This window comes from Stenotrophomonas sp. ATCM1_4 (assembly GCF_004348115.1).
GTDB lineage: Bacteria > Pseudomonadota > Gammaproteobacteria > Xanthomonadales > Xanthomonadaceae > Stenotrophomonas > Stenotrophomonas capsici.
In genome coordinates this window covers 3,266,522-3,280,330 of sequence record NZ_QPFB01000001.1, presented here as the reverse complement: position 1 = coordinate 3,280,330, position 13,809 = coordinate 3,266,522, and the positions used below count along the sequence as shown (strand labels likewise).

Here is a 13,809-nt window from a genome sequence, read left to right as displayed (position 1 = left end):
CAAGGAATCGACGATGAGCTACGCAAACAACGACGAAGTACGTGGGGTCCTGATCCAGGCCGGCAACGAGCGCGTGCTGTTGCCCAATGCCACGGTCGCGGAAATGATGTCGCGTGTGCCGGTCGAGCCGATCGGCAATGCCCCGGCCTGGCTGGTCGGCCAGATCGCCTGGCACGGCTGGAGCGTCCCGCTGCTGTCCTATGCCGGCCTGAGCGGGCAGGGCGGCGAGCCGGTCAGCGGCAACAACAAGGTGGTGGTGCTCAAGGCCCTGGGTGGAAACCCGGAGCTGCCGTACTTCGCGCTGCTGACCCAGTCCTTCCCGCAGCTGATCGCGGTGCCCCGCGATGGCCTGCTGGCCGACGCATCGGAAGAAAGCCTGCCGGGCGTGGTGCACATGCGCGTGCTGCTGGGCGAGCAGAGTGCCCTGCTGCCGGACCTGGATGCCATCGAAAGCGCGGTGACCGCGGCGCTGGCAGCCGCCTGAGCCCAGCGCCGGGACAGGAAAAGCCGCGCACTCGCGCGGCTTTTTTTTTTATCTGTCACCAGCCTGTGCGGCCGCGACCGCCTGCCGGGCCACTCCTGCGTGCACCCGGCAACGCTCAGAGATCGCCCAGCTTCGCCTGCAATGCGGCGATGGCCGCCAGCCCCGCGGTTTCGGTGCGCAGGATGCGCGGGCCGAGCTGCAGGCCCTGGAAGCCGGCATCGGCCAGTTGCTGGCGGTCACGGGGCGACCAGCCGCCTTCCGGACCGATCGCGATCACCACGCCATTGGCCGGTGCCGCCTCCAGCGTGGCAAGGCGATGCTCGCCCTGCGGGTCCAACGTCAGTCGCAGGGTCTGGAGCGGCAAGGCCGCGGCCGCGGCGGCCAATGACAGCGGTGCGTCGATCCGGGGAATCCGTGCGCGCCCGGATTGCCCGCAGGCCGAGCCAACCACGCTGCGCCAGTGCGCCAGCCGTTTCTCGGCGCGCGCCGCATCCAGCTTCACCTCGGTGCGCTCGGCATTGACCGGCAGGATCCGGCTCACGCCCAGTTCGGTGGCCTTCTGCAGGATCAGGTCCATCTTCTCGCCGCGCGCGATGCCCTGCAGCAGGGTGATCGTCAGCGGCGATTCGTTGTCCAGTGCGTCGGAGCGGTCGACATGCACCTGCACCTCGCGCTTGCCGATGCTGCTGACCGTGGCGGCGTAATCGTGGCCGTCACCGTTGAACAGCACGCAGCCTTCGCCTTCGCGCAGGCGCATCACCCGCACCAGGTGATTGGCGGCCTCTTCGGGCAGCGACAGGGTCTGGCCCACCTGCAGTGGCAGGTCGACGGGGCAACGGGTCAGGCGCATCGGGGGACCTCGCAATGGCGGGTCGGCGGGAAAGGGGCCGGGTCTGCTAGCATTTCAGGCTCATGAGAACGTATCTGCCAATGCGCATTCTATCGATCCTCCGCATTCGTGCCGGGGCCCACGCATGAGCCGCCGGTTGCCGCAGATCCACAAGGTGGTCGAGCAGGACATTGGTCCGTTCCGCCAGGAACAGCTGGACCTGGAGTTTTCCAACGGTGAACGCCGCCACTTCCAGCGGCTGGTGAGCCGTGGGCATGGCGCGGTGGTGGTGGTGCCGATGCTGGACGCCGAGACCGTGCTGCTGGTGCGCGAGTACGCCGCCGGCCTGCACCGCTACGAACTGGGCTTGGTCAAGGGCCGCATCGATGCCGGCGAAACCCCTGAACAGGCCGCCGACCGCGAGCTGAAGGAAGAAGCCGGCTACGGCGCGCGCAAGGTCGAGGTCCTGCGTGCGATGACATTGGCACCGACCTACATGAGCCACGCGTCCTGGCTGGTGCTGGCGCGTGACCTGTACCCGGAACGGCTGGCCGGGGATGAGCCGGAGGAGCTGGAAGTGGTGCCGTGGAAGCTGGCTGAGCTGGACCAGCTGATGCTGCGCGAGGACTTCTCCGAAGGCCGTTCGCTGGCGGCCTTGTTCATCGCCCGCGAGTGGCTGGGGAAGCAGGCATGAGCGGGCTGGACCGTTTGCAGCGCGAGGCGGTGATCGACATTGCCCAGCGTGCGGGCGTGGCGATCATGCAGGTCTACGCCAATGGCTTCGATATCGAACGCAAGGACGATGACAGCCCGGTCACCACCGCCGACTTGGCCGCACACCGGCTGATCGTCGACGGCCTGGCGGCACTGACGCCCGACATCCCGGTGCTGTCCGAGGAGTCGGCGCAGCTGCCGTGGGAAACCCGTCGGCAGTGGTCGCGCTACTGGCTGGTCGACCCGCTCGATGGCACCCGCGAATTCATCAAGCGCAATGGCGAGTTCAGCGTGAACATCGCGCTGATCGTCGATGGCCACGCGGTGTTCGGCGTGGTGCAGGCGCCGGTGACCGGCGTGGTATGGCACGCAATGCGTGGCGACAGGGCCTATCGCCGGGAGAACGGGCAGGACGAGGTGATCATCACCCGCGTGCCGCCGGCGCTGCCGTTGCGTGTGGCCGCCAGTCGTTCGCACCGCAGCGGCCGTACCGAGTTGCTGCTGCAGCGCATGGGCGAGATCGAGATGGTCGCGCAGGGCTCGTCACTGAAGTTCTGTCGCATCGCCGAGGGCACGCTGGACGTGTACCCACGGCTGGGACCGACCAGTGAATGGGACACGGCCGCCGGGCAATGCGTGCTGGAGGCCGCCGGTGGCGTGCTGCTGGCCGCCGACAGCGGCGCACCGTTCCAGTACAACCAGCGGCCGCGTCTGCTCAATGGTGACTTCGTCGCGTTGGGGGATGCCTCGCTGCCGTGGCAGGACTGGGTGGCCGGGCTCTGAGCCCGCTGCCTGCATGCTGATCCGCGCCGGCCGAAGCCGGCGCTTTGTTGATGAGGGCACCACCGACATGTCCGGGCGCAACGACATCCAGATGCTGTTGAACATCATGGCGCGCCTGCGCGATCCGGACGGCGGCTGTCCGTGGGACCTGCAGCAGGACTTCGCCAGCATCGCGCCGTACACCGTCGAGGAAGCCTACGAGGTGGCCGATGCGATCGATCGCAACGACCTGGACGACCTGAAGGACGAACTCGGCGACCTGCTGCTGCAGGTGGTGTTCCACGCGCAGATGGCCAGCGAGCAGGGGGCGTTCGACTTCGGTGACGTGGTGGCCTCGATCAGCGACAAGATGGTCCGCCGCCATCCGCACATCTTCGCCGACGACCGCGTTGACGGTGCCGGCGATGTCAGTGCCAATTGGGAACAGATCAAGCGCGCCGAGCGTGCCGCCCGGGGCGAGACCGATGATTCGGCGCTGGCCGGCATCTCGCGTGGCCTGCCGGAATGGCAACGGGCGACCAAGCTGCAGTCGCGTGCCGCGCGCACCGGCTTCGACTGGCCCGACCCGGTGCCGGTGCTGGACAAGCTGCGCGAGGAGGTGGATGAGGTGCAGGCCGAATTCGCCGCCGGGCCGGTCGATGCCAACCAGGCGCGCCTGCAGGAGGAGATCGGCGACGTGCTGTTCGTCTGCGCCAACCTCGCGCGGCACGCGCGCGTCGATGTCGGCACCGCGTTGCGCCAGGCCAACCTCAAGTTCGAGCGCCGCTTCCGCGCGATGGAAGCACACGCGCGGGCACGCGGTGGTGCCATGCAGGACCTGGACCTGGCGCAGCAGGAAGCACTGTGGCGGCAGGTGAAGGACGAGGAAAAGGGCGCGGCGCGATGAAGACGGCGTTGCTGTTCCTGCTGACCGCGGTGGCCGAGATCGTCGGCTGCTACCTGCCGTGGTTGTGGCTGCGCAAACAGGGCAGTCCCTGGCTGCTGCTGCCGGCGGCGGCGAGCCTGGCGCTGTTTGCCTGGCTGCTGACCTTGCACCCCACCGCCAGCGGGCGCGTCTATGCGGCCTACGGCGGCGTCTATGTGTGCGTGGCGCTGCTGTGGCTGTGGCTGGTGGATGCAGTGCGGCCGAGCCGCTGGGACCTGCTGGGCGGTGGCCTGTGCCTGCTCGGCATGGCCGTGATCATGTTCGCGCCACGCGCCGACTGAAGGTTCTATCCTGCGCGCGGGAACCCCGGGAGCAGGCCATGTCGCGTTTCAGCAGTTTCCGTCAGTTCTACCCGTACTACCTGCAGGAGCACCGCAACCGCACCTGCCGCCGGCTGCACTTCATCGGCAGCTGGGGCGTGCTCGGCTGCCTGGCGTTGGCCATGTGGCAGCAGCAATGGGGCTGGTTGCTGGCCGCGCTGCTGTGCGGTTACGGCTTCGCCTGGGTGGGGCACTTCTTTTTCGAGAAGAACCGCCCGGCCACCTTCAGCCATCCGTTCTATTCCTTCGCCGGCGACTGGGTGATGTTCGCCGACATCCTGCGCGGGCGCCTGCCGCTGTAACCGGCGGGGCTGGCTATACTCGCCCCATCACACAGGCTCGGGAGAGGGCAAATGGGCGGCGGAGCAGGGTTTCTCGCGTTGGTCGTGGCGGTGGCAGGCATCATCGTCCTGTTCAAGACCGTGCGCATGGTGCCGCAGGGCTACGAGTGGACGGTCGAGCGCTTCGGCAGGTACACCCACACGATGACCCCCGGCCTGCACTTCCTGTTTCCGGTGGTGTACGGGGTGGGGCGCAAGGTCAACATGATGGAGCAGGTGCTGGACGTCCCCAGCCAGGACGTGATCACCAAGGACAACGCGGTCGTGCGCGTGGATGGGGTGGTGTTCTTCCAGGTGCTGGACGCGGCCAAGGCGGCCTATGAAGTGGCCAACCTGGAAGTGGCGATGATCGCCCTGGTCCAGACCAACATCCGCACCGTGATCGGTTCGATGGACCTGGACGAATCGCTGAGCCAGCGCGAGACCATCAACGCCAAGCTGCTCAACGTCGTTGACCACGCCACCAACCCGTGGGGCGTGAAGGTCACCCGCATCGAGATCAAGGACATCCAGCCGCCGACGAACCTGGTGCAGTCGATGCAGCAGCAGAAGATGGCCGAGCAGAACAAGCGCGCCGCGGTGCTGGAAGCCGAAGGCGTCCGCCAGTCGGAGATCCTGCGCGCCGAAGGCCAGAAGCAGGCCGCGGTGCTGGAGGCCGAGGGCCGCAAGGAGGCCGCCTTCCGTGATGCTGAGGCCCGCGAGCGCCTGGCCGAGGCCGAAGCCAAGGCGACCACGATGGTGTCCGACGCCATCGCCAACGGCAACGTGCAGGCGATCAACTACTTCGTCGCGCAGAAGTACGTGGAGGCCTTCGCCGAACTGGCCAACTCGCCGAACCAGAAGCTGGTGCTGATGCCGATGGAGGCCTCCGGCGTGATCGGTTCGATCGCCGGCGTCGCTGAATTGGCCAGGGAGGCATTCGGCCGCCAGGACGAGCGCAAGCCGGCACCGGCACGCGGCAACCCGCCGCCGCTGGAGCGCTGAGCCATGCGCTGGGAGGTCATTGCGTGGGCGGCGCTGGCGGTGGTGCTGTTCGCCGCCGAAGCGTTGCTCCCCGGCGCATTCATGCTGTGGATGGGCATCGCCGCGGCGGTGGTGTTCGCGCTGGTGTGGCTGTTCGATGGCATGAGCCTGCTGCTGCAGGTGGTGCTGTTCGTGGTGCTGAGCTTCGTCTCCATCCAGGTCTACCGCACCTGGTTCCGCAAGGCGGCTCGGCAGAGCGACCAGCCACTGCTCAACCGCCGCGCCGAGCAGCTGGTCGGGCGCGTGGTGGTGCTCGAACAGGCCATCGTCGATGGCAGCGGGCGGGCCAAGGTCGACGATGCGCTTTGGGTGGTGGCCGGGCCGGACCTGCCGGTGGACAGCCGCGTGCGCGTGGTGGCGGTGGACGGCATGACCCTGAAGGTGCAGCCGGCCTGAGTGCCGGCGGTGCCGTCGTGTGGCGGTGCCGCAGGTTTTAAATGGTGCCATCTGGGATAATGCCGCACCTCTTTTACGTGGAACGGCCATGACCCAGAAAACCCAGCTCAACGACACCCACCGCTCGCTCGGCGCCAAGATGGTCGACTTCGGCGGCTGGGACATGCCGATCCACTACGGCTCGCAGATCGATGAGCATCACCTGGTCCGCACCGCGGCCGGCATGTTCGACGTCAGCCACATGACCGTGGTCGACCTGAAGGGTGCGCGCACTCGTGAGTTCCTGCGCCACCTGCTGGCCAACTCCATCGACAAGCTCAAGGTCAGCGGCAAGGCGCTGTACTCCTGCATGCTCAACCCGCAGGGCGGGGTGATCGACGACCTGATCGTCTACTTCCTGGGCGAGGACTTCTTCCGCATGGTGGTCAACGCCTCCACCCGCGAGAAGGACCTGGCCTGGATCCGCCAGCAGGCCGCCGCGTTCGGCGTGGAGGTGGTCGAGCGCGAAGAGCTGGCGATCGTCGCCGTGCAGGGGCCGCAGGCGCGTGCGCTGGTCGCCGGGCTGGTGGCCGAGGCCGACCGCGCCGCGCTGGACAAGCTGGCACGTTTCGCCGCGCTGGAGGTCACCTCCAGCGCCGGCGTGAAACTGTTCGTCGCACGTACCGGCTACACCGGCGAGGACGGCTACGAAGTGCTGTTGCCGCAGGACCAGGTCGTCGCGTTCTGGAACGCGCTGCTGGCCGCCGGCGTGAAGCCGGCCGGCCTGGGCGCGCGTGACACGCTGCGCCTGGAAGCGGGCATGAACCTCTATGGCCAGGACATGGACGAAACCGTCAGCCCGTTCGAGGCGGCGCTGGCCTGGACCGTCAGCCTGGACGAAGGCCGCGACTTCATCGGCCGCCCGGTGCTCGAGGCGCAGAAGGCCGCCGGCAACGCGCGCCAGATGATCGGCCTGGTGATGGACGAGAAGGGCGTGCTGCGCCATGGCCAGAAGGTGCTCACCGCCAATGGCGAGGGCGAGATCCTGTCCGGTACCTTCTCGCCGACGCTGGGCAAGGCGATCGCCTTCGCCCGCGTGCCGGCCGGCGTGCCGGGCGAGGTGCGCGTGGACATCCGTGGCAAGGAAGTGCCGGTGCGGGTGGTGAAGTTCCCGTTCGTGCGCGACGGCCAGGCGCAAGCCGGCATCAACCTCTGATTTTTTGCCTGACCGGACCGGGCACCACCGCGTGCCCGGTTCGTTAAACTAGTGTTCCATCCCGACCACCGCTTTTTTCGGAGCAGTTCCATGAGCGAGATCCCTGGCGACCTCAAATTCCTCAAGTCCCACGAGTGGGCCCGTACCGAAGGTAACGGCCGCGTCACCGTCGGCATTTCCGACCATGCCCAAGGCCTGCTGGGCGACCTGGTGTACGTCGAGCTGCCGGCTGTCGGCGACAGCGTGCAGGTAGGCGTCGGCGCCGCCGTGGTTGAATCGGTCAAGGCGGCATCGGATGTCTACAGCCCGGTGTCCGGTACCGTCGTGGAGGTCAACGAAGCGCTGACCGACAAGCCGGAAACCATCAACGAAGACGCCTACGGCGACGGCTGGCTGTTCGTCGTCGAGCTGTCCGAGCCGGAGCAGTTGAACGACCTGCTCGGTCCGGACGACTACGCCGAGATGCTGGAGAACGAGGACCACTGAGTCCGTTCCGCATCGACGAGACGGCCGCCGCGAGGCGGCCGTTTTTGTTTGCGCCGATGTCAGCGCCGCGTGATGACGTGGACGCAGGGCAAGTGTTCGGCGCCGGACGGCGACATGCTCGACCGGCATCAACACATGCGTGCGACGGTGCGAACGGTTGCCGCCAAGGCGGCGAAGGGTGCAAAAAATTCTGCGCAAAATGTCCGTCGCGCTGAACAAAGGATCACCACCGGCTGAATTTTTTTTTGCTGCCGGGCGGGTGTCGGCCGAGCGTCGCCGGCACCCCGCAAGGTGTCGGCGTCGATGCTGCACGCATGCATGCGTTGCCGCATGCGTGAAACGAAAAGTGCGTTTTTCCCGATGTTTTTTGCATTCGTGTTTTTCGCGGCCGCCTTGGGTGCGATCGATGGGCGGGTGCCTGCGGTGCCGGAAGGCCGGTGGCGGCGGAGGGGGCGCGCGGGTGCTCCCCGAAAATTTTTTGAAAAGACAGTTGACAGTAAAAAAAACCGTGATTAGGTTTCGCCCAGCAGACCTTTCCTGCGGAAGCGAGTGAGCCGGATCAACATTCAGACGCGAAGCACAACTTGGACGTCCGCCAGGATTCTCTCGATGGTGGAGCAGGACTCGCTTCCTTCCGCGAAACACCCCCCGAACAAGACATGGCACCCGTGGCGGGAATCGTTGCGGGTGTTTCTGTATCCGTCACGACGCGCCTGACGCGTCGTCGGTCCTCCGCGGATCCAACCGCGGGTTTGCTTCAACTGGGCATTTCAATTCCATAGATCACTGACGAGGAGCCATACAATGGCCACGAAAAAAGCTGCTAAGAAGCCGGCCGCCAAGAAGGCGGTGAAGAAAGTCGCCAAGAAAGCTGCCGTGAAGAAGGTTGCCAAGAAGGCCACCGCCAAGAAGGCAGTGAAGAAGGTCGCCAAGAAGGCCACCGCCAAGAAGGCCGTCAAGAAGACCGCCAAGAAGGCAGTGAAGAAGGTCGCCAAGAAGGCAACCGCCAAGAAGGCAGTGAAGAAGACTGCCAAGAAGGCTGCTGCCAAGAAGACCGTCAAGAAGGTTGCCAAGAAGGCCGCCGCCAAGAAGGCGGTGAAGAAGGTTGCCAAGAAGGCAACTGCCAAGAAGGCCGTCAAGAAGGTTGCCAAGAAGGCCACCGCCAAGAAGGCCGTGAAGAAGACCGTCAAGAAGGCCGCCGCCAAGAAGCCGGCTGCCAAGAAGGTTGCTGCCAAGAAGAAGCCGGCCGCTCGCAAGAAGAAGGCCGCTCCGGTCGCCCTGCCGGCAACCCCGGCACCGCTGATCTGATCCAAGCTCGGTAGCTGTACCTGAGACTCCTTCCCCGACTGCCCAGCGGGGAGGGAGTTTTTTTATGCGCGACGTCCACCCCGTAGGAGCGGCCTCAGCCGCGAAGCCGATACCCAACCGGGCGTAGGCGCGATTCGGTGGCCGCTCGTTGTGCGGGTGACGGATGTACTGCCGGCAACTGCGGGATTGGTCGCCGTGGTACCGGCTTCGTGGCCGATGCCGCACTTGCGAAAGAAGAAGGGCGGCCATTGGCCGCCCTCGGGTGTTGCACGAATGTCGGGATCAGCGTGGCGAGGCGTTGGCGCGCTCGGAAGAGGCGCCCTTCTTGCCGCTGCGTGCCGGGGCACTGTCCTCGGCCATCAGGTTGTCGCTGCCGAAGTCGGTGTCCACGTCGAGCCAACGCTGTGTCGGCAGGCCGATGGCACGGTCCAGGATGGTCGGCATCATGCCGCTGGGCAGGCTGCTCTCGCCGTTCCACATGATGGCGATGCCCAGGTCGCGCTCGGGCAGCAACGCGACCAGTCCGCGATAGCCCTGCACGGCACCGGCATGGAACACCACCTGGTGCCCGGAGTAGTCGAACACGCGCCAACCCAGTGCATAGCCGGCCGAGGACAGGCGCTGGTGACGCCAGCCCGAACGCATCTCGCCGGGCGTGTTGACCAGCGGTGCATGCAGGGTGGCCAGCAGCGGCGCCGGCAGTACGTCCGGACGGTGGCCGGTGTGGGCCAGCAGCCACTGCGCCATGTCACTGGCGCTGGCGTTGACGCCTGCTGCCGGAGCCACGCGGTAGTAAGTGGGCTTGGGGCTCAGCGACACCCAGCCATTCCGGCTGCGCACGTGCGGGCGCGCCCAGCGTGAGCTGGCCTGGATGCCGGCCAGGCCCAGGCTGGCATCGTTCATGCCCAGCGGCTTGAGGATGCGCTTCTCCACCGCCTGCTCGTAGAAGTTGCCCGAGGCGGCGAACACCACGTCGCCGACCAGGCTGAAGGCCACGTTCTGGTAGGCATAGCAATCGCCCGGCTCGCAGCGCAGCGGTGCGTTGGCCAGCTTCTGGGTCAGCGTGTAGTAGTCGGTGTTGGCTTCGACGTCGCGGTCGTAGGCGTTGTAGGTCAGGCCCACGCGGTGGCTCAGTACGTCGGCGACGGTGAGCTTGCTGGTGGCCTCCGGCGTGGACAGGCGGAAGCCGGGTACGTAATCGGTGACCTTGCTGTCCCAGCGCAGCGTGCCGTCGTTGACCAGCAGGCCGGCCATGGTGCCGGCGAAGGCCTTGGACAGCGAGGCCAGGCGGAATACGGTGTGCGCATCGACCGGCTGCGGGTTGCTGATGTCGGTGACGCCGTAGCCACGCGCCGACAGGATGCGGCCGTCCTGCACGATCGCCATCGCCATGCCCGGCACGCGGTTGCCGTAGGTCAACTGCTCGGCCAGCGATTCGATGGCAGCGACGTTGAAATCGGCGGGCAACGGTTGCACCTGGTCCGGCCGCAGGGCGACGCGATAGGGCATCGGCTGGGTCGGCGATTGGGCGGGGGCGTTCTCAAGGTTCACCGGCAGGGCGGCCGGCGCTGCCGCGGCGGGCAGGCTGTCGTGGGTCGGCGTCTGTGCCGTCGAAGACAATGCGAAGGGCATCAACACCCCGAGCAACCCCGATGCCACCGGACGGATACGCCGGCGATTGTTGTTCTCTTTCATCGTGATGGATGCCTGTTGGTTACAGCTGCCAGCGATTCTAGCGCCGCTTTTCCTGATTGCACAAACAAGAAGAGGATGAATGGGCATCATGTTGAAATCACTGATTTTTCTTTAAGCCGGCAGCAGGGTTCGGGACCGTCCGCTGGATCGCCGGTGCCATGCAAAGCTGACTGCGCTGCAAAGCGTGATGCCTGCCACGAAGCGATGGCCTCTCAGCCCCGGATCAGGGCAGCGGCGCGCTCGGCGATCATGATGGTCGGGGCGTTGGTGTTGCCGCTGACCAGCGTGGGCATGACCGAGGCATCGATGACCCGCAGCCCGTCGATGCCGCGTACCCGTAGCTGCGAATCGACAACGGCGGTGGCGTCGCTGCCCATCCGGCAGGTGCCGATGGGGTGATAGATGGTTTCGGCCTTGGCACGGATGAAGGCCTCCAGCCCGGCGTCGTCCAGGTCCTCGCGCTCGGGGAACAGCGGCGCCCTGCGCCAGCGATCGAACGCGGGCTGGCGCAGGATGTCCCGGCTCAGTCGTGCGGCCTCGATCATCATCTTCAGGTCGAAGCCCCCGGCATCCCCCAAGTAGTTGGCGTGGATGCGCGCCGGCGCACGCGGGTCGCTGCTGGCCAGGCCGATGTGGCCGCGGCTGCGCGGATGCAGGTAGCAGGCGTGCAGGGTGTAGCCGTCGCCGGGCAGGCGGTGGCGGCCGTGGTCATCGAGCATCGCCGGGACGAAGTGGAACTGGATGTCGGCGCGTTCGTCGGGGGCGTAGCGGCTGCGGACGAAGCCGCCGGCCTCGGCCACGTTGCTGGTGCCGGCGCCACGCCGGCCGCGCAGGAAGTAGTCGAAGCCGATCTTCAGTTCGCTGGCGCGGTCGTAGCTGACGCCGGGCACGGTGCGGTAGAGCGTGCAGATGTCCAGGTGATCCTGCAGGTTGGCGCCAACGCCGGGCTGGTCCAGGTGCACGTCGATGCCGTGGCCGCGCAGGTGGTCGGCCGGCCCGATGCCGGACAGCATCAACAACTGCGGCGAGTTGATCGCACCGGCACTGAGCAGTACCTCGCCGCTGGCGCGCAGGTGCCGGCGTTGCCCGCCGACGCGCAGCACCACGCCGGTCGCGCGGGCGTCGTCGATCTGCACGCGCTCGACCTGCGCACCGGTGAGCACCTGCAGGTTGGGGCGCTGGCGCACGGGCGTGAGGTAGGCCGCGGCGGAGGAGCAACGGGCACCGTCCTTCTGGGTGACCTGGTACAGGCCGACCCCCAATTGGTCAGGACCATTGAAGTCCTCGTTGAGCGCATGGCCGGCCTGCTGCCCGGCCAGCAGGAAGGCATGGCTCAGTGGGTTGACGTGGCGCAGGTCGGCCACCTGCAGCGGGCCGTCGGCACCGTGCAGGGCATCGGCACCGCGGCGGTTGCCCTCGCTGCGCCGGAACCAGGGCAGCACGCTGTCCCAGTCCCAGCCGGTGGCGCCGGCCTGTGCCCAGCGGTCGTAGTCGCCGCGCACGCCGCGCACGTAGCACATGGCGTTGATCGAACTGGAACCGCCCAGCACCTTGCCGCGTGGCCACCACAGGCGGCGCTGGTTCAAGGCCGGCTCCGGCTCGGTGTCGTAGCTCCAGTTGACCCGGCGGTTGCGGACCAGCCGCGCGATGCCGGCGGGCATGTGGATCAATGGGTTCCAGTCACGGGGGCCGGCTTCAACCAGCAGCACCCGCCGCTGCGGGTCGGCGCTGAGCCGGTTGGCCAGCACGCAACCGGCCGAGCCGGCACCGACGATGATGTAGTCGAATTCCTTCACGGTATTCCCCTGCTCGAGCGTTGCAGGATAGGGCCTGCGACAACTGTCTGGCAGCACGTCCGGCGCACTGGCGATGTTGCAGTGCATTAGATAACGTACGCACACCGTATCCCCCGGAGTACCCATGCCGTCGTCCCATTGCCACCTGTGCGCTCGGGGTGCTGCATGAGCATTGCCGGCCGTGCCTCCCTGTCGCGATTGACCCAGGCACTGCGCGAGTCGCCGGCGCTGTGGTGGTCGTTCCTGTATTTCTTCTGCCTGCTCAGCGGCTACTACGTGCTGCGCCCGGTGCGTGAGGCCATGGCGGCCTCGGCCGACCTGCAGACGATCTTCCCGGCATCGCTGATTGCCTGGTTCGACGCGCACGGCATGCCGCTGAAGGACTTCACCCTGCAGTTCCTTTTCACCTGCGTGTTCCTGATCATGCTGGTGATGCAACCGCTGTATGGCTGGGTGGTCAGCCGCTTCCCGCGACGGGTGTTCCTGCCGGCGGTGTATGGCTTCTTCATCGCCACGCTGCTGGGCTTCTACGTGATGTTCAACAGCGGTGTGCCGGGGCGGGGCATGGCGTTCTTCTTCTGGATCACCGTATTCAACCTGTTTGCGGTGGCGGTGTTCTGGAGCTTCATGGCCGACGTGTTCTCCAACGCGCAGGCACGCGCCTACTACGGCTACATCGGCGCCGCGGGCACGGTCGGTGCCTTCCTGGGCCCGATCATCACCAGTTCGCTGGTGCAGCGGGTGGGCATCGCCAACCTGATGCTGGTGTCGGCCGGCTTCCTGCTGGTCTGCGTGCTGTGCATCTGGCAGTTGCGGCCCTGGGCGGTGCAGCGCGAGCGCGAGCAACGCCTGGTCGATGGCGAGAAGCCCATGGGCGGCAGCGTACTCGATGGCCTGAAGCTGATCGCACGCGAACCGCTGCTGCGCTGGCTGGCCTTGATGGTGGTGTTCGGCGTGGGCGTGGGCACGATGCTGTACAACGAACAGGCGTCCATCGCGCGGCGCATGATCACCGATCCGGCCGCCAGCACCGCGTTCTATTCGCGGATCGACCTGGCGGTGAACGCATTGACCCTGATCGTGCAATTGGGTATCACCCGCTGGCTGCTGTCGCGCTTCGGCATTGCCCCGGCGCTGCTGATCCCGGGCTTTGCCATCATCATCGGTTTCTCGGTGCTGGCCGCTTCACCATTGCCACTGATGGTGGCGGTGGTGCAGGTGATGACCCGCGCCAGCGAGTTTTCGCTGGGCAAGCCGGCACGCGAGACGATCTATACGCGCGTGGACCGGCAATGGCGCTACAAGGCCGGTGCGGCGATCGACACGGTGGTCTACCGGGGCGCCGACCTGACCTTCGCCTGGGTCCACAAGGGACTGTCGCTGTTCGGCTCGCACCTGGTGTTCGCCGGCGGCACGCTGGTGGCAGTATTGATGACGCTGTCGGCGCTGGGCGTGTTGCGCGAGGAAAAGAAGCTGCCGCGCGATCGTTGAATGCGGCGGCGTGTCCCCCCTGT

Annotated in this window: 15 protein-coding genes; 12 read left to right on the top strand and 3 right to left on the bottom strand. The window is 66.7% G+C overall.

What is annotated here, in order from left to right:
* Window positions 1-13: 13 nt before the first annotated feature.
* Window positions 14-484: a chemotaxis protein CheW gene (locus ATCM_RS15110; protein ID WP_132865304.1), complete on the top strand. Its 471-nt coding sequence runs from the start codon at window positions 14-16 to the stop codon at window positions 482-484.
* A 115-nt stretch (window positions 485-599) separates the two neighbouring features.
* Here ATCM_RS15110 and ATCM_RS15105 read toward each other — a convergent pair whose 3' ends face one another.
* Window positions 600-1,334, bottom strand: a complete 735-nt coding sequence (locus ATCM_RS15105) for a 16S rRNA (uracil(1498)-N(3))-methyltransferase (RefSeq protein WP_132865303.1) — start codon at window positions 1,332-1,334, stop codon at window positions 600-602.
* Between the two features lie 124 nt (window positions 1,335-1,458).
* Here ATCM_RS15105 and nudE point away from each other — a divergent pair, with 124 nt between their 5' ends.
* From nudE to ATCM_RS15055, 10 genes are all read left to right on the top strand, one after another.
* Complete coding sequence (gene nudE / locus ATCM_RS15100) at window positions 1,459-2,007, top strand: ADP compounds hydrolase NudE (protein WP_132865302.1); 549 nt, start codon at window positions 1,459-1,461, stop codon at window positions 2,005-2,007.
* Complete coding sequence (cysQ, locus tag ATCM_RS15095; RefSeq protein ID WP_132865301.1) at window positions 2,004-2,810, top strand: 3'(2'),5'-bisphosphate nucleotidase CysQ; 807 nt, start codon at window positions 2,004-2,006, stop codon at window positions 2,808-2,810. The genes nudE and cysQ overlap by 4 nt, the downstream gene beginning before the upstream one ends.
* Window positions 2,811-2,877: 67 nt before the next feature.
* Complete coding sequence (mazG, locus tag ATCM_RS15090; RefSeq protein WP_132865300.1) at window positions 2,878-3,696, top strand: nucleoside triphosphate pyrophosphohydrolase; 819 nt, start codon at window positions 2,878-2,880, stop codon at window positions 3,694-3,696.
* The gene (locus ATCM_RS15085) at window positions 3,693-4,016 is read left to right on the top strand and encodes a YnfA family protein (RefSeq protein WP_132865299.1); all 324 of its coding nucleotides are present in this window, start codon (window positions 3,693-3,695) and stop codon (window positions 4,014-4,016) included. Before mazG ends, ATCM_RS15085 begins: the two co-directional genes overlap by 4 nt.
* 38 nt (window positions 4,017-4,054) lie before the next feature.
* Window positions 4,055-4,357 (top strand): DUF962 domain-containing protein, encoded by a 303-nt coding sequence (locus ATCM_RS15080; protein WP_132865298.1) that lies wholly within the window; start codon window positions 4,055-4,057, stop codon window positions 4,355-4,357.
* 51 nt (window positions 4,358-4,408) lie between these two features.
* A complete protein-coding gene (locus ATCM_RS15075) occupies window positions 4,409-5,380 on the top strand; it encodes an SPFH domain-containing protein (protein WP_132865297.1) in 972 nt (323 codons plus the stop codon).
* 3 nt (window positions 5,381-5,383) lie between these two features.
* Window positions 5,384-5,815 carry an NfeD family protein gene (locus ATCM_RS15070; RefSeq protein ID WP_132865296.1) on the top strand — a complete coding sequence of 144 codons (432 nt, stop codon included), beginning with the start codon at window positions 5,384-5,386 and terminating at the stop codon, window positions 5,813-5,815.
* An 88-nt stretch (window positions 5,816-5,903) separates the two neighbouring features.
* On the top strand, window positions 5,904-7,010 hold the full coding sequence (gene gcvT / locus ATCM_RS15065) for a glycine cleavage system aminomethyltransferase GcvT (protein ID WP_132865295.1): 1,107 nt from the start codon (window positions 5,904-5,906) through the stop codon (window positions 7,008-7,010).
* A gap of 90 nt (window positions 7,011-7,100) precedes the next feature.
* Window positions 7,101-7,496: a glycine cleavage system protein GcvH gene (gene gcvH / locus ATCM_RS15060; RefSeq protein WP_132865294.1), complete on the top strand. Its 396-nt coding sequence runs from the start codon at window positions 7,101-7,103 to the stop codon at window positions 7,494-7,496.
* 804 nt (window positions 7,497-8,300) lie between these two features.
* Window positions 8,301-8,804 (top strand): histidine biosynthesis protein HisIE, encoded by a 504-nt coding sequence (locus ATCM_RS15055; protein ID WP_132865293.1) that lies wholly within the window; start codon window positions 8,301-8,303, stop codon window positions 8,802-8,804.
* Window positions 8,805-9,086: 282 nt separating this feature from the next.
* Here ATCM_RS15055 and ATCM_RS15050 read toward each other — a convergent pair whose 3' ends face one another.
* Together ATCM_RS15050 and ATCM_RS15045 are read right to left on the bottom strand one after the other, a co-directional pair.
* Window positions 9,087-10,499 (bottom strand): serine hydrolase domain-containing protein, encoded by a 1,413-nt coding sequence (locus ATCM_RS15050; RefSeq protein WP_132865292.1) that lies wholly within the window; start codon window positions 10,497-10,499, stop codon window positions 9,087-9,089.
* Between the two features lie 212 nt (window positions 10,500-10,711).
* A complete protein-coding gene (locus tag ATCM_RS15045; RefSeq protein ID WP_243694030.1) occupies window positions 10,712-12,295 on the bottom strand; it encodes a choline dehydrogenase in 1,584 nt (527 codons plus the stop codon).
* A gap of 165 nt (window positions 12,296-12,460) precedes the next feature.
* Here ATCM_RS15045 and ATCM_RS15040 point away from each other — a divergent pair, with 165 nt between their 5' ends.
* Window positions 12,461-13,786 carry an MFS transporter gene (locus ATCM_RS15040; RefSeq protein WP_132865290.1) on the top strand — a complete coding sequence of 442 codons (1,326 nt, stop codon included), beginning with the start codon at window positions 12,461-12,463 and terminating at the stop codon, window positions 13,784-13,786.
* Window positions 13,787-13,809 lie beyond the last annotated feature (23 nt).

Excerpts from the sequence above, each read along its gene's own strand:
- ATCM_RS15075 (WP_132865297.1), top strand. The coding sequence starts at position 4,409 with ATGGGCGGCGGAGCAGGGTTTCTCGCGTTGGTCGTGGCGGTGGCAGGC.
- ATCM_RS15070 (WP_132865296.1), top strand. The coding sequence starts at position 5,384 with ATGCGCTGGGAGGTCATTGCGTGGGCGGCGCTGGCGGTGGTGCTGTTC.
- ATCM_RS15110 (WP_132865304.1), top strand. The coding sequence starts at position 14 with ATGAGCTACGCAAACAACGACGAAGTACGTGGGGTCCTGATCCAGGCC.
- gcvH (WP_132865294.1), top strand. The coding sequence starts at position 7,101 with ATGAGCGAGATCCCTGGCGACCTCAAATTCCTCAAGTCCCACGAGTGG.
- ATCM_RS15105 (WP_132865303.1), bottom strand. The coding sequence starts at position 1,334 with ATGCGCCTGACCCGTTGCCCCGTCGACCTGCCACTGCAGGTGGGCCAG.
- ATCM_RS15050 (WP_132865292.1), bottom strand. The coding sequence starts at position 10,499 with ATGAAAGAGAACAACAATCGCCGGCGTATCCGTCCGGTGGCATCGGGG.
- mazG (WP_132865300.1), top strand. The coding sequence starts at position 2,878 with ATGTCCGGGCGCAACGACATCCAGATGCTGTTGAACATCATGGCGCGC.
- nudE (WP_132865302.1), top strand. The coding sequence starts at position 1,459 with ATGAGCCGCCGGTTGCCGCAGATCCACAAGGTGGTCGAGCAGGACATT.
- ATCM_RS15055 (WP_132865293.1), top strand. The coding sequence starts at position 8,301 with ATGGCCACGAAAAAAGCTGCTAAGAAGCCGGCCGCCAAGAAGGCGGTG.
- ATCM_RS15080 (WP_132865298.1), top strand. The coding sequence starts at position 4,055 with ATGTCGCGTTTCAGCAGTTTCCGTCAGTTCTACCCGTACTACCTGCAG.
- ATCM_RS15085 (WP_132865299.1), top strand. The coding sequence starts at position 3,693 with ATGAAGACGGCGTTGCTGTTCCTGCTGACCGCGGTGGCCGAGATCGTC.
- cysQ (WP_132865301.1), top strand. The coding sequence starts at position 2,004 with ATGAGCGGGCTGGACCGTTTGCAGCGCGAGGCGGTGATCGACATTGCC.
- gcvT (WP_132865295.1), top strand. The coding sequence starts at position 5,904 with ATGACCCAGAAAACCCAGCTCAACGACACCCACCGCTCGCTCGGCGCC.
- ATCM_RS15040 (WP_132865290.1), top strand. The coding sequence starts at position 12,461 with ATGAGCATTGCCGGCCGTGCCTCCCTGTCGCGATTGACCCAGGCACTG.